This is a genomic window from Bacillus methanolicus PB1 (genome assembly GCF_000262755.1).
Classification (GTDB): Bacteria; Bacillota; Bacilli; order Bacillales; family Cytobacillaceae; genus Bacillus_Z; species Bacillus_Z methanolicus.
On the sequence record NZ_AFEU01000002.1, the window covers coordinates 684,862 to 704,449 of the forward strand.

At 41.6% G+C, this 19,588-nt stretch carries 19 protein-coding genes; 15 read left to right on the forward strand and 4 right to left on the reverse strand.

What is annotated here, in order from left to right:
• Positions 1–14: 14 nt before the first annotated feature.
• The 5 genes from PB1_RS08405 (at position 15) to allB (ending at position 5,607) form a co-directional block, all read left to right on the forward strand.
• The gene (locus tag PB1_RS08405) at positions 15–1,268 is read left to right on the forward strand and encodes a pyridoxal-phosphate-dependent aminotransferase family protein (protein WP_003351890.1); all 1,254 of its coding nucleotides are present in this window, start codon (positions 15–17) and stop codon (positions 1,266–1,268) included.
• Positions 1,269–1,545: 277 nt separating this feature from the next.
• Entirely contained in the window at positions 1,546–2,268 is a 723-nt protein-coding gene (locus PB1_RS08410) for an ABC transporter ATP-binding protein (RefSeq protein WP_003351891.1), read from the forward strand.
• A 9-nt stretch (positions 2,269–2,277) separates the two neighbouring features.
• Positions 2,278–3,132: an ABC transporter permease gene (locus tag PB1_RS08415; RefSeq protein WP_003351892.1), complete on the forward strand. Its 855-nt coding sequence runs from the start codon at positions 2,278–2,280 to the stop codon at positions 3,130–3,132.
• A gap of 16 nt (positions 3,133–3,148) precedes the next feature.
• Positions 3,149–4,207: an ABC transporter substrate-binding protein gene (locus PB1_RS08420; protein WP_003351893.1), complete on the forward strand. Its 1,059-nt coding sequence runs from the start codon at positions 3,149–3,151 to the stop codon at positions 4,205–4,207.
• Positions 4,208–4,242: 35 nt separating this feature from the next.
• Entirely contained in the window at positions 4,243–5,607 is a 1,365-nt protein-coding gene (gene allB, locus PB1_RS08425) for an allantoinase AllB (protein ID WP_003351894.1), read from the forward strand.
• Between the two features lie 60 nt (positions 5,608–5,667).
• On the opposite strand, the gene PB1_RS08430 is transcribed toward allB, so the two are convergent.
• The 3 genes from PB1_RS08430 to PB1_RS08440 are packed head-to-tail and all read right to left on the reverse strand — an operon-like array spanning position 5,668 to position 7,285.
• Positions 5,668–6,207 (reverse strand): chromate efflux transporter ChrA, encoded by a 540-nt coding sequence (locus PB1_RS08430; protein ID WP_003351895.1) that lies wholly within the window; start codon positions 6,205–6,207, stop codon positions 5,668–5,670.
• Positions 6,204–6,782, reverse strand: coding sequence for a chromate efflux transporter ChrB (locus PB1_RS08435; protein WP_003351896.1), 579 nt, complete (start codon positions 6,780–6,782; stop codon positions 6,204–6,206). Before PB1_RS08435 ends, PB1_RS08430 begins: the two co-directional genes overlap by 4 nt.
• A 26-nt stretch (positions 6,783–6,808) precedes the next feature.
• Positions 6,809–7,285 carry a chromate efflux transcriptional regulator ChrS gene (locus tag PB1_RS08440; protein ID WP_003351898.1) on the reverse strand — a complete coding sequence of 159 codons (477 nt, stop codon included), beginning with the start codon at positions 7,283–7,285 and terminating at the stop codon, positions 6,809–6,811.
• 235 nt (positions 7,286–7,520) lie between these two features.
• Between PB1_RS08440 and ggt the strand changes: the two genes are divergently transcribed.
• Positions 7,521–9,101 carry a gamma-glutamyltransferase gene (gene ggt / locus PB1_RS08445; protein ID WP_003351899.1) on the forward strand — a complete coding sequence of 527 codons (1,581 nt, stop codon included), beginning with the start codon at positions 7,521–7,523 and terminating at the stop codon, positions 9,099–9,101.
• A 179-nt stretch (positions 9,102–9,280) separates the two neighbouring features.
• Here ggt and PB1_RS08450 read toward each other — a convergent pair whose 3' ends face one another.
• Positions 9,281–10,732: an aminotransferase-like domain-containing protein gene (locus tag PB1_RS08450; RefSeq protein ID WP_003351900.1), complete on the reverse strand. Its 1,452-nt coding sequence runs from the start codon at positions 10,730–10,732 to the stop codon at positions 9,281–9,283.
• A 283-nt stretch (positions 10,733–11,015) separates the two neighbouring features.
• Between PB1_RS08450 and PB1_RS08455 the strand changes: the two genes are divergently transcribed.
• The 9 genes from PB1_RS08455 (at position 11,016) to PB1_RS08495 (ending at position 19,455) form a co-directional block, all read left to right on the forward strand.
• The gene (locus PB1_RS08455; protein WP_003351901.1) at positions 11,016–12,143 is read left to right on the forward strand and encodes an MSMEG_0568 family radical SAM protein; all 1,128 of its coding nucleotides are present in this window, start codon (positions 11,016–11,018) and stop codon (positions 12,141–12,143) included.
• Between the two features lie 18 nt (positions 12,144–12,161).
• Positions 12,162–12,671: an MSMEG_0567/Sll0786 family nitrogen starvation N-acetyltransferase gene (locus tag PB1_RS08460; RefSeq protein WP_003351902.1), complete on the forward strand. Its 510-nt coding sequence runs from the start codon at positions 12,162–12,164 to the stop codon at positions 12,669–12,671.
• Positions 12,607–13,581, forward strand: a complete 975-nt coding sequence (locus PB1_RS08465) for an amidohydrolase family protein (RefSeq protein WP_238533106.1) — start codon at positions 12,607–12,609, stop codon at positions 13,579–13,581. The genes PB1_RS08460 and PB1_RS08465 overlap by 65 nt, the downstream gene beginning before the upstream one ends.
• Before the next feature lie 64 nt (positions 13,582–13,645).
• A complete protein-coding gene (locus PB1_RS08470; protein ID WP_003351904.1) occupies positions 13,646–14,158 on the forward strand; it encodes an MSMEG_0572/Sll0783 family nitrogen starvation response protein in 513 nt (170 codons plus the stop codon).
• Positions 14,159–14,193: 35 nt separating this feature from the next.
• Positions 14,194–15,126 carry a methylenetetrahydrofolate reductase gene (locus tag PB1_RS08475; protein ID WP_003351905.1) on the forward strand — a complete coding sequence of 311 codons (933 nt, stop codon included), beginning with the start codon at positions 14,194–14,196 and terminating at the stop codon, positions 15,124–15,126.
• A 51-nt stretch (positions 15,127–15,177) separates the two neighbouring features.
• The gene (locus tag PB1_RS08480; RefSeq protein ID WP_238533117.1) at positions 15,178–16,338 is read left to right on the forward strand and encodes an MSMEG_0565 family glycosyltransferase; all 1,161 of its coding nucleotides are present in this window, start codon (positions 15,178–15,180) and stop codon (positions 16,336–16,338) included.
• The gene (locus PB1_RS08485) at positions 16,310–17,305 is read left to right on the forward strand and encodes an AIR synthase related protein (protein WP_003351907.1); all 996 of its coding nucleotides are present in this window, start codon (positions 16,310–16,312) and stop codon (positions 17,303–17,305) included. The genes PB1_RS08480 and PB1_RS08485 overlap by 29 nt, the downstream gene beginning before the upstream one ends.
• Complete coding sequence (locus PB1_RS08490) at positions 17,283–18,890, forward strand: nitrilase-related carbon-nitrogen hydrolase (protein WP_003351908.1); 1,608 nt, start codon at positions 17,283–17,285, stop codon at positions 18,888–18,890. Before PB1_RS08485 ends, PB1_RS08490 begins: the two co-directional genes overlap by 23 nt.
• Before the next feature lie 16 nt (positions 18,891–18,906).
• On the forward strand, positions 18,907–19,455 hold the full coding sequence (locus PB1_RS08495; RefSeq protein WP_003351910.1) for an NADPH-dependent FMN reductase: 549 nt from the start codon (positions 18,907–18,909) through the stop codon (positions 19,453–19,455).
• Positions 19,456–19,588: the final 133 nt, after the last annotated feature.

Here is a 19,588-nt window from a genome sequence, read left to right on the forward strand (position 1 = left end):
GGATTGAGATCATCATGAAATTTTCTCCGCTTGAAACGCCTTTGAGAACAATAATGACCCCCGGACCGGTAGAAGTGGATCCGAGAGTTTTGCGGGCCATGTGCACCCCAATATTAGGACAATTTGATCCTGCTTTTACAACTATTATGAACGAAGTAATGGAAATGTTGCGTCAGTTGTTTCGAACATCTAATCGGTGGGCCTATCCCGTTGATGGGACATCAAGAGCGGGCATTGAAGCATTATTGTGCAGCATAATTGAACAGGGAGATAAAGTTCTCATACCCATTTATGGCCGGTTTGGTTATTTGTTGACGGAGATTTGTGAAAGATACGGCGCTCAAGTCTATACGATTGAATGCGAATGGGGAAATGTATTTGCCCCTGAAGAGGTCATTGATGAAATGAAAAGGGTGCAGCCAAAGATCGTTGCCATTGTACATGGAGAAACATCGACTGGATGTATGCAGCCTCTCGAAGAAATCGGCAGAGCCTGCCGTGAAATGGATATTCTTCTCGTTGTAGATGCTGTAGCCACTATTGGAGGAACGGAAGTAAACGCAGATGAATGGCATTTTGATGGAGTTATTGGCGGGACGCAAAAATGCATATCCGTTCCATCCGGTATGGCCCTGATTACATATAACGATCGAATTGAAAAAGTAGTGCTGTCCCGTAAAAAAGTAGAAAGAGGGATTCAAACGGATTCGGATAGGAGTATTCTTGCTGCCGGAAAAACAATCATCAGCAATTATTTTGATTTAAGTCAACTTCAAGATTATTGGGGACCAAGAAGGTTAAACCATCATACAGAAGCAACTTCGATGGTTTATGCGTTGAGAGAAGGGTTGCGTATTATTTTAGAAGAGGGGCTGACAGAAAGATTTGATCGGCACCGTCTTCATGAACGGGCCCTTATAGCAGGAATTGAAGCGATGGGCTTATCTTTGTTTGGAGAGAAGAAATGGAAATTGCCTACTGTTACGTGCGTGAATATACCCGATGGAGTGGATGGGGAATCGGTGCGGCATATGCTTTTACATGAGTTTGGAATTGAAATTGCCAGCTCTTTTGGTCCGTTGCACGGTAAAATATGGCGGATTGGAACGATGGGGTATAGCTGTCGAAAAGAAAATATTCTCAAGGTGCTAACATCTCTTGAAGCGGTTCTTGTGTATCATGGTGTTCATGTTAACAAAGGAGAAGGAGTGCAGGAAGCGTTAAAAGTATATATTGAACAAAGCAAAGCAATCGGCGCGGGTCGGTAAGGAATTTCTGAAAAGAAGGTCGAGTCAAGAGTACGAATGGATCGTGCTTATGAGTCGGCCTTTTGTGTTTTGTAGAATTGCGCAAGATGCTATTTTCGATTTGTGGAGAAAAAATGAGTGACGCTTTTGATTGTTATAAACAATGATATTTTAGTTAACTTAACCAAATAAATATCAGAATTTTATATATTTTAGCGATAGAATATAAAAATCGTGAGTTTTATAATAAAAATATAACATTTCATGTTACAAAATATAACAAGATAGAGGTGATAATATGACATTAATAGCTGAAGGTGTAAAAAAGAGTTACAATAATCGCCTTGTTTTAAAGGACATAAATCTTCTGGTTGAGCCTCATGAGTTTGTCTGCATATTAGGAAATAGTGGTGGTGGAAAATCTACCTTATTAAATTTACTTGCTGGATTTATTAAACCGGATGAAGGAGATATTAAGGTAAACGGAACAAAAATAACAAGACCATCAAAAGAAAGAGGAGTTGTTTTCCAAGATCATGCATTATTTCCTTGGTATACAGTTATTGAAAATATTGCTTTTGGACCAATCGTCCAGGGAGTTCCTAAACAAGAGGCATTAAAAAAAGCGATAAACTATCTAGAATTAATAAGTTTAGTAGAATATGCTCACCATTATCCGACGCAACTCTCAGGGGGGATGAAACAAAGGGTTGGTATTGCACGAGCTTTAGCTGGTGAACCAGAAATATTGTTAATGGATGAACCGTTTGGAGCTTTAGATTTGTTCACACGGGAAAATATGCGTTCAGAGCTTACTCGGATTTGGAAAGAATTAAAACCTACAATAATTTTCATCACACATGATATAGCGGAGGCAATTTATCTGGCAGATAGAATTATTGTTATAAAAAATGGAGTAGTTGCTGCGGAAATCCCAATTAACTTACCACGTCCAAGAAACTATCATGACCCTGAGTTTGGAAAATTGATGGAGGAAATAGGGGAAAATTTTATGAATTAGGAGGCGTCTATGGAAAATACGATTGTTAAACAAGAGGAGCCGCGTGTTGCCCCTTCACTTACAAAAAAAGCGAAAGGTTGGAATTTTCAAAAACAGCTGCAAGTTTTACCGATTATTATGTTTTTTATTATTTGGGAAGGAACGACAAGATTAAATATGCACATTTCAATTGTGAATCCGGTTTTTTTTCCGCCTCCATCGCTTATTTTGATAAAGGGATGGGAGTTGTGTAAATCTGGTCTTGTCATTCAAAGCGTTTTGTCTAGTACAATCAGGATTTTCATTGGTTTTTTACTCGGAGCATTATTTGCTATAGTAATAGCTTTGTTAATGGGAAGGGTAAAAAAAATAGAATTTTGGTTCACTCCTATTTTTAATATGATAGGACCAATCCCAGCTCTTGCGTTATTACCTTTATTTATTATTTGGTTTGGAATTGGGGAAATACCAAAAATAGTTCTAATTGCATGGACGACTTTTTTTCCTGTAATGACTAATACGTTAGATGGCATTAAAAGCGTAAATTCTTCTTTTATTCGTTCTGCACTAAGCCTAGGAGCAAACGAACGTCAAATATATACGAAAATTATAATACCGTCAACGCTCCCATTTATTATAGCAGGATGTCAAATTAGTTTAGGTTTAGCATTTTCAGCATTAGTAGTGTCAGAAATGATGGGTGCAAAAAATGGCTTAGGATACATTATTGTTGATGCCCGAAATTACATGAAAATGCTCGATATGTACGTTGCTATCGTATTAATAGGACTAGAATATAGCTTTTTTGCATTCATTTTCAAACTGATAGAGAAGAAACTTCTTGATTGGAGAACTGGTGGTTTTCATCATGCTATAGAGAAATAAAAGGAGAAGGAGAATGATGATGAAGAAAATTTTTACTTTATGTTTGATGATTTTTTTAGTTTTGTCCATGGTTGCATGTAGCTCAAATGAATCTGCAAGTGGAGCGAGTGAAGAGGAAAGCAGTCAGAAAACAAGTGATGAGCCGGAAGTAAAGAAAGTTACGTTAGTAGGTGTAAGAGACGCACAAATTTCATCACAACAAATTATTGCTGAAAAACTTGGCTATTTTAAAGAAGAAGGATTAACTGTTACCAACCAGCTTATCGAAAGTGGCCCGGATATTGGTCCGATGGTTGCTGGAGGAAGTGCGCCAATTAGTTTTCAAACAAATTTTATGGATATTATTTTAGCATCGTCAGGAGTAAAGGTGAAAATTGTTGCCCCTCTTGCGCAAATAGCAGGAACACAGGCGGTAGTAGCCGGAAAGGATTCAAATATTAATTCTCCAAAAGATTTAGAAGGGAAAACCATTGGAATTCCTAGCGGAGCTGATGTAATGATTGCCATTCAAAATATGGCGAAATATTACAATGTCGATATGAAAAAAATAAAATTTGTCAATTTAGCTCCTAGTGATGCTTTAACTGCTCTCGAAAAAGGGGATATTGATGTAATGGCCGCATGGGAACCGTTCATAACAAAAGCTATACACAACGGAGGGAAGCTTTTATTCAGCGGCACTAAAGATAACTTTGAAGGTAAAAATAAAGAAGTTGATTGGATGAGTGTGCACACTACGCTGCAGGCTACAGATGATTTTTTAAAGGAAAATCCAAATACAGTGAAAGCTATTATTAGAGCTTTAATCAAAGCTACAGATTACATTAATGAACATAGGGAAGAATCTATAAAAATATTAGCTCCAGAGCTGCATTTAAAAGAAAATGAGTTGAAGGAGATTATGAATCGTAATGTATATAGTATGTCTGTCGACCATTCATTCTTAAATAAAAGTAATGGAAAAGAGGTAGGGGAATATTTAGTAAAGGTAGGTAATATCCAAACTGTTCCTGATAAAAAAGACTATATTGATTTTTCATTATTAAAAGAAGTAGAACCTAATCTAATAAAGTGAGTTTCATTGTTTCTAAAAATGGAGATGAGAGGTAAGTGGAATATGATGTAATTATAAAAAATGGAAATGTTGTGTTTGATAAAGGAGTAAAACGGACTAGTATTGCGATAAAAGATGGAGTTATATGGGAAATTAGCGATTATATTGATGGTAAGGGAAATGTTGTTTGGAATGCTGAAGATCTGTATGTGTTTCCGGGGGTGATTGATATACATGTTCATTTCAGTGAACCTGGACGGGAAGACTGGGAAGGTTTTGCAACTGGGTCTTATATGCTTGCTGCAGGAGGTTGTACGACATATTTCGATATGCCCCTTAACGGCATTCCTTCAACTGTTAATGTCCAAGCGCTTATTGAAAAAGCAAAAATCGGCGAAGCAAAGTCTTTCGTAGATTTTGGTTTGTGGGGTGGCCTTGTTCCTGGAAATGAAAAAGATTTAACACCTCTAGCGGAAAACGGAGTTGTAGGATTTAAAGGGTTTATGTCTCCGAGCGGAAATAAAGAATTTGAGGCGGTGGATGATTACACATTGCTTCAAGGCATGAAGATTATTGCTGAATTAAACAAAATATTAGCTCTTCACGCGGAAGACGGTCCAATGGTGCAGTTTTTGCAGCGGGAGAAAGAACAATTTGGGTTAAATAGCGCAGATGACTATTTACAATCAAGACCTGTTGCTGCAGAATGGCTGGCGGTTCGAAAGGCAATCACATATGCTGAACTAACAGGCTGCTCCTTGCATTTTGTACATATAAGCAGTGCAGAAGCGGTCGAAGAAATACAACAGGCAAAAAAAAGAGGATTGGATGTAACGCTTGAAACTTGTCCACATTATCTGCTCTTTAATCATGAGGATGTTCGCCAAATGGGGGCGATTGCCAAATGTGCTCCGCCTTTGCGCGAGCCTTCTCATCAAAAGAAACTTATAGATTTGTTTTTGGCTGATCAAATAGATTTTGTATCATCTGATCATTCTCCTTCGCCTTGGGAACTGAAAGATTTATCGAATAATTTTTTTAAAGTTTGGGGAGGAATCAGCGGAGGACAATTCACTTTAATGGCAATGATTGAGCTGTCATTAATATACAATATTCCTTTTTCAAAAATAATAAAATGGACATCAGAAAGACCGGCGAAACGATTTGGTTTCCATCCGCAAAAAGGGAGTATTGCAAAAGGAGCTGATGCCGATTTAGTCATTATAAGCCTGAAAGAATCCCGCACTATTAGAGAGGAAAGTTTGTATTCAAAGAACAAACATAGTATTTATATCAATCATACGTTTCCGTGTAAAATATTAGGGACGTTCAGCAGAGGAAAACTTATTTATAAAAACGGCGAAAAAATGGCGTCATCTCCCACCGGCCATTGGATTACCGGAAAAACTCAAAAAAAGTGACAAAACAAAAGGGTAGCCTGTGAGCTGCCCTTATTTGTTTTATATCATGTACTCATTCCATTACAAATGGGGAAGAATAAGCCCTCCATAGGCAAAAGAAGCGGTAATTAGGAATGCCGGGTGAATCTTCCATTTTTCTAAAGCAAGGAACGAAATAAACGCAATAACAAGGGATTGTACAATACCGATAGAAAGGGTTGACTCTTTCATCATTTGCCAAGTTAATATAAACATCATGGCGGCTATTACAGGTTGAATGAATAGCGTCATTCCTTTTACAACCAATGATTGGCGATGCCGCTGAATGATTTTTAAAAGGAAAATAAGAGCGAAAGCGGATGGAAATACGGTAGCGAACAAGGCGATGGAAAAACCCAGCCATCCGTACACATCATACCCTACATATGCAGCGATTTTAGTAGCGATCGGCCCCGGCAGAGCGTTCCCTAATGCAAGCATATTGGAAAATTCTTTATTAGTTAACCAATGGTGATGATTAACAATTTCTTCGTACATAAGAGGGATGGAAGCGGGCCCTCCGCCATAGCCAAGAACATTTGCCAAAAAGAAACCCAAAAATAAACTTATCCAAATATTCATGCCGATATCCCCTTATATTTAGAATGCCGTTTGTTTTTTAGTTTAAAATGAGCAGCTCCATAAGCCAGAAATAAAACAATGACAATGGCGGGATGAATAGAAATGATCTTAAGCATTAAAAATGAAACAACAAAAAGTAGACAACCGACGAATTTTCCTAATCCTTTAACTGTTTTAGAAGCAAACTCATAGGTCATTTGTCCAAGCAAGACAGCAATAACAGGCATAACAGCCGAGATCATCCCCTTGACGGCAGTTGAATAATTTAGAAAATTTACTATTGTCAGCAAGAAGACCATTGCTAAACAAGTAGGTAAAATATGTGCTGTTACACTTATAAAGGCCCCTATAATTCCTTTCTGTTTATATCCCAAAAAAGCCGCCATTTTTGTAGCAATGGGACCGGGTAATGTATTGGCAATCGCTAATATTTCCCCAAATTCTTCGTCTTTTAGCCAATGATAGCGGAAAACTGCTTCATAACGGATTAACGGTATAACGGAGGGGCCTCCGCCAAACCCGAAAATCCCCGTCCGCAGCATGGCGAGTACGAGATCTTTATAACAAGATTTCACTCTTTTTCCTCCTCATTATTTGTGGATTATAATTTCATGCCCATTCGGCTTTTATAGCGCTTAATTAAGATTTGACAGTCCACACTTACAACTCCGCGCATCGGATATAGCTTTTTTGTCAAAAAATTTTCCATTTCGTGGTTGTTTTTGAAAATTCCATGCATATGCAGTTTGCTCGGTCCTGTCATATGATACAAGCTTGTGACACAATTTTCTTTTGCAAGCTGTTCCGCAACCTCTTCTAAATATTGCGGCTCTACTTCCACATTAAAAAAAGCAGATACGTGAATGCCAATTTTGGTTGGATTAATGACAGTAGTGAACTTTTCGATAACCCCTTTCTCGATTAAATTGTTAATACGAGCTTGAACAGCTACACGCGATAAACCGATTTCTTTTCCTAAATCTGTATATGAGATGCGGCTATTTTCATGCAAGCGAGTCAGAATTTTTCTGTCAATTTCATCAATGTCTAAATTAGGAATGTGGTAATCAGAAAACAAGCATCATCCCTCTCCTTTCGTTTTGTAAATAAAAATAAAAAATACTTTCCTTTAGTAAATATATTATCAATATTAATTTCTAAATCAATAAAAATAAATAAATTTAATTTCTAAACGAACAAAAAATGTGTAAAGAAATATGACAAGATTGAACAATCTTTTAGCAGAGATTTTTATAATAAGTTCATAATCGAATACAGGGAAAAGCTATGTACCCAAAGGAGGAAGCGGCACTATGAATCAAACAATTATTGGAGCGAAAACAATGGTTGTAAGCCCTCATTATTTGGCATCAATAGCTGGGAATGGGGTTTTACGGAAAGGAGGAAATGCTTTTGATGCCGCAGTAGCCGTGAGTGCCTGTTTAGCTGTAGTGTACCCCCATATGACAGGGCTTGGAGGAGACTCCTTTTGGCTTTTATACAATAAAGGCGATAAAAAAGTACGTGCATATAACGGGAGCGGGCATTCGGGTTGCAACGTTACACGTGAGAAATACAGAAGTTTATCCTCCATCCCTTACCGCGGCATTCAAAGTGTAATCACAGTTCCCGGAATGGTCGACAGCTGGGATGCGATAATAAAAGAATACGGGAGGCTTTCATTGGCAGATGTGTTGGAACCTGCGATTGAATATGCCTCTTCCGGGTTTCCTTTTTCAAAAGATCAATGGGTACACACGATGAAAAATGTGAATGTTCTGCGTGAATTTCCTGAAACATCATCCATTTTTTTGCCTAATAACCGAGTTCCAAAAATAAATGAAAAATTTGTCCAGAAAAATTTAGCTAATACGTTAAAAGAACTTGCAGTAAAAGGAAGAGATTATTTCTACAAAGGAGGGTTGGCAAGGCGCATTTTATCTAGCCTTCAAGAAAAAGGAGGATTATTAACTGATGAAGATTTTGCTGATCATAAAGGGGATTGGGTGGAACCATTAACTTCCTCTTATCGAGGCTATTCAATGTTTCAAGTACCGCCTAATTCACAAGGATTTGCAGGGCTGATGGCTTTGAATATTTTGGAAAACTTTGATTTTAAAACAATTCCTCATGGTTCTTTTGAGTACTATCATTTATTAGTAGAATCGCTGAAAAGAAGTTTTCAAGACCGGAATCAAGTATTAACAGATCCCGAATTTTATTCGATTCCTTTAGAAAAATTATTAAGTAAGACGTATGCAAAGGAACTGGCGCAGTCCATTCAACTGAAGAAAGCGAGCGAGGTGATGACTTCCCCGATTGGAAGCGACACTGCTCATGCGGCTGTAGTAGATGAAGAGGGAAACGCAGTTTCATTTATTCAAAGCCTTTATTTTGAATTTGGTTCGGGAGTTGTTGCAGGGAACACGGGCATTCTTATGCAAAATAGAGGTTCTTTCTTCTCGCTTGATCCATCGCATGTTAATTGTCTAGAGCCAAGAAAGAGAACGTTCCATACTCTTATGCCCGCTATGGCATTTAAAGATGCTAAGCCGTATATTCTATATGGTACTCAAGGGGGCGAAGGACAGCCGCAAACTCAAACCGCCATTATTACAAGAATGATAGATTATTGCATGGACCCTCAACAAGCGATTAACGAACCGAGATTTGTATGGGGAAGAACATGGGGAGAGGAAACACAGGAGTTAAAAATAGAAAGTCGTGTAGATCAGGAAGTGATAAATTCGTTGAATAAAGCAGGACATATTGTTAAAGTAGTCGATAAGTTTGATAAAGTAATGGGGCATGCCAATGCAATTTTAATAGATGATCAGGGTTTTTTGCAGGGAGGAGTCGATCCGCGGGGGGATGGAGCGGCTATTGGATGGTAAGTGCAATGATTGTTTGTTTTGTAAATACAAATGGAAAGAAAAAGACAGTAAAAATAAGTAAAGAGGCTGTCTCATAAGGGTCTGACCCTTTGGCTTTTAAGACAGCCTCTATTCTAAAAACATGAAAAGATCCTGTTTATATAAAGATTTCATCTAAAGAATTAAGTTGAGGAAAAAATTTATTTATCGTTTTTTTTCAACTCCCTCAGCAATTGTGCAAACAGCCGAATCCCTTCGGAAATGCAATTTGTTTCTGCTCGGCTGTAGGTAAAACGTATATAATTATGCTTCGATCCTAATGTGCTTCCGGGTGCAAAAACGACGCCTTTATTTAGAGACTCTTTGAAAAGCAAGTTTTCATCTATTTCCTCATCATTTAATTTACACCAAAGATGTATGCCTCCTTCCGGAACGGAAAAGCTGATTGATCCTTTCAGTTCCTTTTCTAAGGATCGTACAATCAAGTCCCTTTTAATTTTTAATCCTTCCCTCAAATGTCTGATGTGTTCATCAAAATGCTTGGAACTTAACAACTTTGCGGCAATTAATTGCGGAAGACCGGGATGGATGAAGTCAAATTGCTGCTTGACATCGGCTAAATGGTTAATAACGGTTTGCGGCCCCAAAATCCAGCCGATGCGAAGACCTGAAGCGATAATTTTTGTCAATGAGCTAACATAGAGAACAAGGCCTTCATTATCCATAGATTTCATACTGGCGATGCTTGTACCATCATAACCGGTGATACTGTACGGATCGTCTTCTACAATAGCTATCCCGAATTTTGAGCATATGTCAAGTATTCTGCGCCTTCTTTCCAGATCAAGTGTCGTTCCTGTAGGATTTTGGTAAGTCGGATTCAGGAACAGCATCTTAAGGCGGTGTCTTTTGTGCAGTGTGATAATTTGTTCCGGGTCAATTCCTTTGTTTTCTACTGGCAATAGATGTGTATGCAAGCCTTCAGAATGGAAAATCGGAAGCGAATAGGCATACGAAGGATCTTCAATTGCAACTGAGTCTCCGGGTTTAAGCAGACCTCGAATAATGAGATGGATGGCTTGTTGAGCTCCTGATGTAATCAAAAGGGAAGAAGGAGTAGAATCGATCTTTCGATAAACTTTCAAATGCTCGGAAATGATTTCTCGCAGTGTGATATTCCCTTGTATGTGTTCATAGCCTAAATCATTGTTTAATTCTATGGAACTATAGGCATCTTGCATTAATTTTACAGGCTGCAAGTCAGAACTTAACTCTCCTATAGCAAAATTAATAATTTCCTCATCCGCTCGAATGAACCGGTAAATGTTTTGATTTACCGGGTTATTTGGCGGATAGTAGCCTTGTTTGACATATATATCCCAATTAGGAAATTGTTTTTCGCCGCTCCCCGGCAAATCTCGGATTACTACTGTTCCGCGGCCTACTATGCGATGTACAAGTCCGGCGGACCTCAGTTCCTCGAAAGCGTAGTTGACCGTACTTCTGTTAACCTTCCATTGATTGGCTAAAACCCGTTCGGAAGGCAAGCGGCTCCCCGGTGGAAATTCACCGTTTAATATTCTCGATTCCAAATAATTAGCGATTTGTTTATATAAAGGGACTTCACTTGCTCTATTTGGTCTCCACTCCATTTTATACCTCCTTAGTATCATCTTAAAAAATCAAACTCGAAAATAGAGAACTGAAAGAATCCTTTTTAAAAATTTTAGAGTAAAAATGAATATTTCCTCAATCTAATTGTAAGAAAATCTTACATTGGTCGGCAAAAAAACAGAAGAAATGGCTCGTTACATATTCATTATTACGCATTATTATATTTAATGTAAAAAGAAATAACATATAAGGTAATGAAAAATCACATTATATGAAGTTATGAAACTATGTAATGAAATTTTACATTAATGGGGGGATTGTATGAGCTTAAGTGAAAAAGTGAAACAAGAAGCCGTGCATGCTGATCGCTTGGAATCCTTGCTCGTAGACATTCAGAATAAGGGGCTGCGGACTGAGGGGCTTACAAAGGGAGGCAGAAGAGGGGGAGCTGGACCGACAGATGACCAGGCTTTTCTGCTTCAGGGACAGGCTGTTATGATCCCGACTCTGAATGGTCCGGCAGAGAACTCTCCTTATTCTTTAGCTCAAGGATCCTCCGGTCTGTCGCTTCAATATGAAGGAAAGTCTTTGCCGTTTACTTTTCTGGAAACTGTTCGGCGGCCTAAATTTTATGAATTAAGCACAAAGGATGGAATTCCCTATAACAAAATTGCCGTCCTTCACGGAGCAGATGTCCTGGCAAGCACCGTCATTCAAAGCTGTATCCGCTGGGCGCCGGGTAAACGATGCAAATTTTGTGCCATTGGCCATTCTTTGGAGCAGGGAAGCACCATTGCCCAGAAAAAACCGGAGCAGCTTGCCGAAGTGGTGAAAGCGGCGGAAGAGCTTGATGGAATTAAGCACATTACGTTAACTACAGGAACACCTAACGAAACAGACCGCGGGGCTCTGTATTTGGCTGAATGTGTAAGAAGCATTCGTAAAGTAAGCCAGCTCCCCATTCAAGTTCAGTGTGAGCCTCCGAATGACGATTCATTGTATCAAGTATTAAAAGATGCGGGCGCAAATTCAATTGGCCTCCATGTAGAGTCATTTGATGAAGAAGTCCGAAAAAAAGTGATGCCGTCCAAATCCGAGATTTCGCTTGAAGTGTATTTCCAAGCATTTGAAAAAGCAGTGGATGTCTTCGGCAGAAATCAAGTAAGCACATATGTCATTATCGGGCTTGGAGAGGACTTGGAAAAAACGGTTGAAGGATGCCGAAGGGCAGCCAGGTTAGGTGTCTATCCATTCGTTGTTCCGCTTCGTCCTCTCCGTGGAACGGAGCTGGAAAACACGGCCCCTCCTTCGAGTGATTTGATGCTTGAAGTTTACCGCCGGGTGGCCGCTGTACTGCAGGAAGAGAATTTATCCTCTGCAAACAGCATGGCCGGATGCGCGAAATGCGGTGCTTGTTCCGCTATTTCATTATTTGAAAAATCAGGATAAAAGACATGGGGGGAAATAATGAAATTCTGCGAGATTAGAGCAGCTGAAAGCAAAGAAGAAATTCAGAAAGCTTTAGAGTTAAGACGAATGGTATTTGTGGATGAACAGCACATGTTTGAGGAGAATGATTTGGATGAGTTTGATGACGGGGCAATTTATTTAAATGCCTGGTCGCGAAGAAAAGACCTTCTCATAGGAACGGTCCGCTGTTATCGCGATAAAGAGAAGCCGAATGTATGGTGGGGAGGAAGGCTTGCTGTGCACCCGGATTACCGGACGAGAGGGATTGGAGTCTACTTAATTCGGGCTGCTGTTGACACTGTCAAAAAACAACAGGCCAGCCGCTTTTTAGCATCCGTTCAACTTCAAAATATTGAATTGTTCAAAAAATTAGGATGGGAGCCAATAGGAGAATCGTTTGTCTTCCATGGGCATCCTCATCAAATCATGGAGGTAGATTTTAATGTGTTTCATGCATCGCCATCACAATCCGCAGGACGGAAGCAACAAGCAGTTGAAGCATTGTGAATCGTCTGACGGGGAGAACAAATATCGCTTACAGGAAGAAAAGCCTCTGACCATGGGGTTTGGCAGAAAAGTTTATAGCGCCCATAATCATGTCGGTGTTTTAGATCCGTGGCCATTTTATGAATCGGAAGAACCGATTTCGCCTGCGGATCCCGGACCTGCGACTTCTGAGGAATTGACCCGGTTTATGGAATGCAGGGGGATGGAGAAATGTCTCATCATTCCTAATTACGGGATTCCTGTTCAAGAACAGCCTTTCAAGCTTAATGAACTGGTTGTTCAGCTGTGCCGGGAAGGCAAGGGCCGGGTTGCCGGTGCATTATGGGTATCCGGATTGCCGCAGAACCGTGAATTAACGGAAAAAGCCTTTACTTTGCTGGATGAACCGGGCATTCGCGGCTTGAAGATGAGCTATTTGCTGGGAGGCACTCCCGACCCGAGAAAATGGGACGAAGCAACAATGAAACTCCATGAAAAGATTTTCCGCGAGGCAAGAGAAAGAAATATTCCGATTCATTTTCATACAAGCCCGGGAGGCAATTCAGATATCACCAATTATTTTGAGTTGATCAAACGTTACGGCAAAGATCTTAAAATCCATTTGGTTCATATGGGTGGAGGCGTGAGCGGCCATATCCGGCTTATATCCCAATGGAAAGATCTTATTGAAGGCGGGTACCAAGTCTATATTGACTCAAGCTGGGCAATCGGCTTTGCCGTACGTAAGCTTTTGAAGGAAATAGATCAGACAGGAATCGGTATCGATCGCTTTTTATTCGGTTGTGATGAGCCTTGGAGCGATTATGAAGGTGAGTTTTGGAAAATTCAAGGCGCCCCAATCTCCGATGAAATTAAAGAACGGGTTTTTTGGGCAAACGCAGAAGAACAATATTTCAGCAAGTTGGCTTAAGAGCAAATGCTCTTTAACCATAAATTATTTTTCAAATGAAATGATTATTTAGGAGGTTATGAAAATGTCAAATTTAAATGAAAACGAATTGAAATCCATGAATGAAATCCCGCATCCAAGTTTGCCGGAAGGAACAAAATTGTATGGAGATACGAAAGTCTTCCCTGACTACAAAGCAAATCCCGGAGAGAAATTTTTAGTTTTAGTGCACGGGATCGCCCATGAATCTTCTTTATCTTACGTGGCAATTTTGCAAGCCATCCGCGCCCAGCGCAAAGGATTTGAAGCAGCTATCTATTTTTACGGAACGGGAGCCATTAACGCTGTAGCTACCCGGGGCTTTCCGACAGTCGGCAAATCGGCTTTCGGAGGGATGTTAAATATGAATGAAAGCTTGGCTACGTTTATCAAAGAAGGGGGAAAGGTTTATGTTTGCCGTTTTGGATTAGGTCTTCACGGTATTCGGGAAGAGGATCTGATTGAAGGCACGATACCTGTTCACCCGTTGGATCTTCAAGACTGTCTTATTGAGTACCATCGCGCCGGAGCATTTATTTTAAGCACATTCCAGATCTAATGACTTTGAAGAAGAAAAGAGGGAGTTGAATACTGATGTCTATTTATTTGGGAAATAGATTGGTTTCATCGAATTATTTCACTGTTACGTCCGAAATGGTGCCTCCGAGAAGCTGGAATCCCAGCCCGCTTGTTGAGCAAGCCGTTAGAGCCAGAGGGTATGTGGATGCAGTGGATCTTAGTGATAACCTGCTTGCCATTGCCCGGCTGTCTCCCGTTGTTGGCGCCTTTTTTATCCGCCAGGTAGGGATGGAACCGATTGTTCAGGTTAATCTGCGGGACCGCAACCGGATGGGGATTCAAAGCGACCTGATGGGATTGGCAGCATTAGGAGTCAAAAATATTACGATTTTGGGAGGCTATCCGGCAAGAATTGGAACAGAGCCGAACGCGAAGGAAGTTTATGATCTGGAAACGATGGAACTGGTGCGCTATGTCCGCCGGTTTGTAGATGAAGGAAAGCTGTTTGACAATACCGTGATGGAAGAAGCGCCGCAAATGACGATTGGAGTCGTTGAAAACATTGCAGGCAAACCAGTGAAGGAATTGATCGACCGTTTGGAAGCAAAAATCGATGCCGGAGCTAATTTTGTTCGTACACAGTTGGTATTCGACCTTGATTTGTTGGGCGAGTGGATGGAGGAAGCACGCCGCCGCGGTCTGCACGAGCGTTCATATATTATGGCGAGCATCTTGCCGCTGCGTGATGCAGACCATGTCGATGCCGTATTAAAAATTCCGGGTATTGCGATTCCGGAAAATATCATTAAGCGAATCAAAGAGGCGGATTCACCTGCTGAAGGAATGAAGATGGTCGTGGAGTTGATTGATAAACTTCGAAGCATCAATGGAATAAGGGGAATTCATATCCGGCCGCTTGGAGGTATGGATCGTTATGTAAGCACAATTGTGAAAGAGGCCGGATTAATGAATCGGAAACTGGAGGAAGCAGCAGAATACGCATCTTGATAGATAAATAGATGGCCAATTTTGCAGATTCGGAGGTGAGATCGATTGAAAGTGGCACTCTATACTTATTCGACGAAGCCAAGGGGCGGTGTTGTCCATACATTGGCTTTGGCTGAAGCGCTGCAGGATGCGGGAAATGAAGTGGTCATCTATTCATTGTCGCAAAATGGCTCGAGTTTCTTCCGTCCCGTAAAAACGGCTGTTAAGCTTATCCCCTTTTCTTCCCGTTCAGATGAAGAATTTAAATTACGCATTCTTCGGTATATCGATACGTATGTGGAGGCGCTGGAAGAGGAACCGCTCGATGCTTTTGACATCCATCATGCACAGGATTGTATCAGTGCAAACAGTTTGTATCGGCTGAGAGAGAAGGGGTTGATCCCCTTCTTCTGCCGGACTGTTCATCATTTAGACGATTTTACGACCCCTGCTTTAGTTCAGTGCCAAAACCGTTCGGTTATCGGACCGGATGCCTTAATCACGGTGAGCCGTTATTGGCAAGACCGTTTGGAATCCATATATGAACGATCTTCACGGGTTATTTACAACGGCGTTGAGCAGCGGTTTTTTCAAGAAGCGGGAAACAGATCACTGATGCGCGATAAATATGAGCTAGAGGGAAAAACGGTCTTTTTGACGATCGGCGGGATCGAACCAAGGAAAAATACTATTGGTATCTTGCGTGCCTATGCAAGGGTAAAGGAAGTTGTCCCGGAAAGTGTGCTTCTCATTGTTGGCGGGGATACGCTGTTTGACTACCAATATTATAGGAAATCTTTTTTTGAAGAATTAAGCCGTTTGCCATCCGATGTCCAGGAAGGGGTGCGGATTGCAGGGTCCGTTGATAATCAAACATTATTTCATCTTTACCATGCCGCTGATTGTTTCGTTCAGCCTTCCATCAAGGAAGGATGGGGATTGGCCATTCTTGAAGCAATGGCTGCCGGTGTTCCGGTCATTTCCTCAGATATACCGGTATTCCGGGAGTATTTAGTTGATACTTATAATGCGTTACTAGCAAACCCTGAGGATGATCAGGCAATTGCCAGGCAGATGATCCGCGCGGTTAGAGAAAAAGACCTTGCCGATACGCTCGTTTTGAATGGAAAGGCTACGGCCGGACGATATACATGGCACATTGCTGCCGGAGAACATATGAAGCTTTACAGGAGGATGATCAATCGTGGGCACGCTGCACTCCTTCGTTCGTGAATTGCAAAGCTCTATCATTGTAAATCGAAAAAAGGCGATTCAATCGCCGTTGAAAGTCTTTCAGGATGTATGGAATTTCGGTTCAACTTTGGATCCAATTGGAGATGATGCGGCAATTCTGGTCACGGAAAACGAGTACATCCTTCTGTCTTGTGATGCCATTTATCCGCAGCTGGCAGCCGCCGAACCTTTCTGGGCCGGTTATTGCTCCGTCCTGGTAAGTGTTAATGATATTTATGCGATGGGTGGAAAGCCGGCTGCCGCGGTCAATTTATTGAGTGCTCCTGATGATCATATGTCAGAAACGATTGCTCAAGGCATGGCAGAGGCTTGCCGGAAGTATGGGGTTCCTATGGTTGGAGGCCACTATTTGCCTGAAGAAACAGCAGGAGCGGCGACGGCCATGGTTGGAAGAGCCACCCATCTATTGCGTTGTTTTCAAGGCCGGCCGGGTCAATTATTGATGGTTGCCGTCGATCTGGAAGGACGCCAGTTTAAAAATTATTTGCAGTGGGACAGCACGAGCTTCCGAACGCCGCAAGATCTGCAAAGCAAGCTCGCTGTGTTGCCGATGCTTGCTGAACTTCAGTTGGCTTCTTCCGCCCGCGATATCAGCAATGCTGGGCTTATAGGAACATTAGCGATGTTGGCTGAAACTTCAGGATGCGGTGCGCGAGTTGAACTGAACAGCATACCTAAACCGTTAAAGGTGGATTTTTCTAATTGGATAAAAATGTTCCCTGGATACGGATTCATTTTGGCCGTCGATCCTGAGCATGCGGACAAGGTTCAGGCATTGTTCCGAAAAGTACAGATTACAGCTCAAGTGATAGGTGAATTAACAGAGGAACCCCGCATTATCCTTCATTCGGAAGAGGGAAAAGCTGTTCTTTTCGATTGGTCGAAAGAGTCATTAGTGATAGGAGATAATGGAGGTCAGGAAAATGAACAGGTTAGAATCTGTTAAAGTGGCGGCTGTTCAATTTGAATCGCGCTTGGGAGATTTGGATGGAAATCGGCGCCGTATGCTGGTTTTGGCCGAAGAAGCAGCGGAAAACGGAGCGAAATTGATTGTTTTTCCTGAAATGGCCACGTCAGGGTATATTTTTGAGAACCGCCGCGAAATCGCTCCTTATGCAGAACCGATCCCCGGTCCGACAACGGAACTTTTCCAAGCCGTAGCTGAAAAGTACTCCTGCTATGTAGTCATCGGGCTGCCGGAGGTCGATCCATCTACCGATATTTTTTACAATTCAGCTGTATTAATCGGTCCCGAAGGCGTAGCCGGACGCTACCGGAAAACGCATCTGTTCGCTGCCGATCCCCGCTGGGCCCGCGAAGGCAATGAAGGCATCCCTGTATTCTCTACAAAAATTGGACGTATTGCTATGCTGATTTGCATGGATGCGATGTATTTTGAACCGGCAAGAATAGCTGCACTTAAGGGAGCGGATATTATTGCCTTTCCGACGAATTGGGTTGGGGAAAAAAATAATCCCCCGAGCAAAACTTGGGCTTTGCGGGCAAAGGAAAATGGACTTTGCTGGGCAGCCGCAAACCGTTGGGGACAGGAACGCGGGGCGCAGTTTACGGGAGGAAGTGCAGTCATCGGTTCTGAAGGCGAGGTTCAAGATTGGAAGTTGTCAGGAGACGGGATTGTATACGGCAAATATCAACCTTCTTATAACAACCGAAAAGAGAGAATACTAGAGTTCCGAAAGCCGTCAGCTTATCATGACCTGCTCCTGCACCCGTATCTTTGGAAGGAAGGAGCGACTCGTCCGACCCTGCCGCAAGCGTCTTTTGAGGTTTGCGCCGCCCAGCTGTCGACCCGCGGAACATTGGAGCAGTGGCTGTCCAATGTTTCGAAATGGCTTGAATTGGAGTTGCAAAAGAACGAAGAAAATGTCAAGCATCGGATGATCATATTGCCTGAGATGGACATTACCGGAACAGAGGAGACGGAGGCTGGTCTCGAATTCTATCAACATTCTCTCCATTCGATAGCTTCTAAATATGGAATATATATTGTTGCTTCGGTTTCGAAAAACATAGACGGGAATCGGGTGCCAACGGCCTTTCTTTTAGGATCGGAAGGCTGCATCGGAACTTATGAACAAGTTCATAGGGATGGTTTAGGAAGAGGGGGATATGGACGCTCAGGATTCTGCACGCTGGAACTGCCGTTTGCCAGAATCGGGCTTCTCACGGGAGGAGATGCGGAATTTCCGGAATCGTACCGCATTTTGGCCAAGCAGGGAGCGGACCTTATTGCCGTTTCGGCCGGTGGTACAGAGTCGTATCAATCTTGGATGCAGCGCATTTGGGCGCATGAAAATGATGTCATCATGGCAGTGGCTGAACCGAGTGAATCTGGCGGAAGTTTAATATTTCTGCATCGCCAGTTGGACTTGGAAGGACAGCCGGATCGGGAAGAAGTTCTAAGAGGAATTTTATCACCGGAAATGACTTCCATCGCACGGAGCAGACCTTTTTTAAGGCGTTTGAAAAACGATTTATATGATCTGTTAGTACAAAACAAGAACGATTAAAAAGGAGATGGAGACAATGAAATTGCTTGGTATCTCAGGGACGATTACAGGTTCAAAAACTCTCGTTGTGGTGGAAAAAGTCGTCGAACTGGCCCGCCGATTTGATCCGCAAATCGAAACGGAAATATTGGATCTCAAGAAGTTTGATGTACAATTTTGTGACGGCCGCCATCCTGATGCATATGCGGGAGATACTAAAAAAGTCATTGATATGGTAAGCTCTGCAGATAGCTTTATTATTGGTACACCGATCTTCCAAGCTTCCTTATCCGGGGCGTTGAAGAACCTGTTTGACCTGGTTCCTCCTTCTGCTTTTCGGAACAAGGTGATTGGTTTTGTTGCAACGGGAGGAACGTACCAGCATTACTTGGTCATTGAAAATCAGTTAAAACCGATTGCCGGATATTTTCGTGCGTATACCGCCCCGGGATATGTTTACGCCCATACCGACCACTTCAATCAGAACAATGAGATCATCGATAGCGATATAATTGTGCGAATGGAGAATTTGGCTAAAGAAGTGGTCCATATGAGCAAAATGTTAACTCCAGTGGGGGAATTATGAGGAAAGATCATAAAAATGGAGGGCAATCAACCATGATTTAAGCTAGAATGAGTCAAGTCCTTAATATTGTGTAAAATACTAATTACAAGGTTTTAGCCTAATTTTGCTTTTAGTATTTATTTAATTTGATTGG

What these genes read in the sequence shown, in the direction of transcription:
- ggt (WP_003351899.1), top strand. Translation starts at nt 7,521, where the DNA reads ATGAATCAAACAATTATTGGAGCGAAAACAATGGTTGTAAGCCCTCAT.
- PB1_RS08430 (WP_003351895.1), bottom strand. Translation starts at nt 6,207, where the DNA reads ATGAATATTTGGATAAGTTTATTTTTGGGTTTCTTTTTGGCAAATGTT.
- PB1_RS08460 (WP_003351902.1), top strand. Translation starts at nt 12,162, where the DNA reads ATGAAATTCTGCGAGATTAGAGCAGCTGAAAGCAAAGAAGAAATTCAG.
- PB1_RS08420 (WP_003351893.1), top strand. Translation starts at nt 3,149, where the DNA reads ATGATGAAGAAAATTTTTACTTTATGTTTGATGATTTTTTTAGTTTTG.
- PB1_RS08465 (WP_238533106.1), top strand. Translation starts at nt 12,607, where the DNA reads ATGTGTTTCATGCATCGCCATCACAATCCGCAGGACGGAAGCAACAAG.
- PB1_RS08495 (WP_003351910.1), top strand. Translation starts at nt 18,907, where the DNA reads ATGAAATTGCTTGGTATCTCAGGGACGATTACAGGTTCAAAAACTCTC.
- PB1_RS08450 (WP_003351900.1), bottom strand. Translation starts at nt 10,732, where the DNA reads ATGGAGTGGAGACCAAATAGAGCAAGTGAAGTCCCTTTATATAAACAA.
- PB1_RS08415 (WP_003351892.1), top strand. Translation starts at nt 2,278, where the DNA reads ATGGAAAATACGATTGTTAAACAAGAGGAGCCGCGTGTTGCCCCTTCA.
- PB1_RS08470 (WP_003351904.1), top strand. Translation starts at nt 13,646, where the DNA reads ATGTCAAATTTAAATGAAAACGAATTGAAATCCATGAATGAAATCCCG.
- PB1_RS08410 (WP_003351891.1), top strand. Translation starts at nt 1,546, where the DNA reads ATGACATTAATAGCTGAAGGTGTAAAAAAGAGTTACAATAATCGCCTT.
- PB1_RS08475 (WP_003351905.1), top strand. Translation starts at nt 14,194, where the DNA reads ATGTCTATTTATTTGGGAAATAGATTGGTTTCATCGAATTATTTCACT.
- PB1_RS08490 (WP_003351908.1), top strand. Translation starts at nt 17,283, where the DNA reads ATGAACAGGTTAGAATCTGTTAAAGTGGCGGCTGTTCAATTTGAATCG.
- PB1_RS08405 (WP_003351890.1), top strand. Translation starts at nt 15, where the DNA reads ATGAAATTTTCTCCGCTTGAAACGCCTTTGAGAACAATAATGACCCCC.
- PB1_RS08455 (WP_003351901.1), top strand. Translation starts at nt 11,016, where the DNA reads ATGAGCTTAAGTGAAAAAGTGAAACAAGAAGCCGTGCATGCTGATCGC.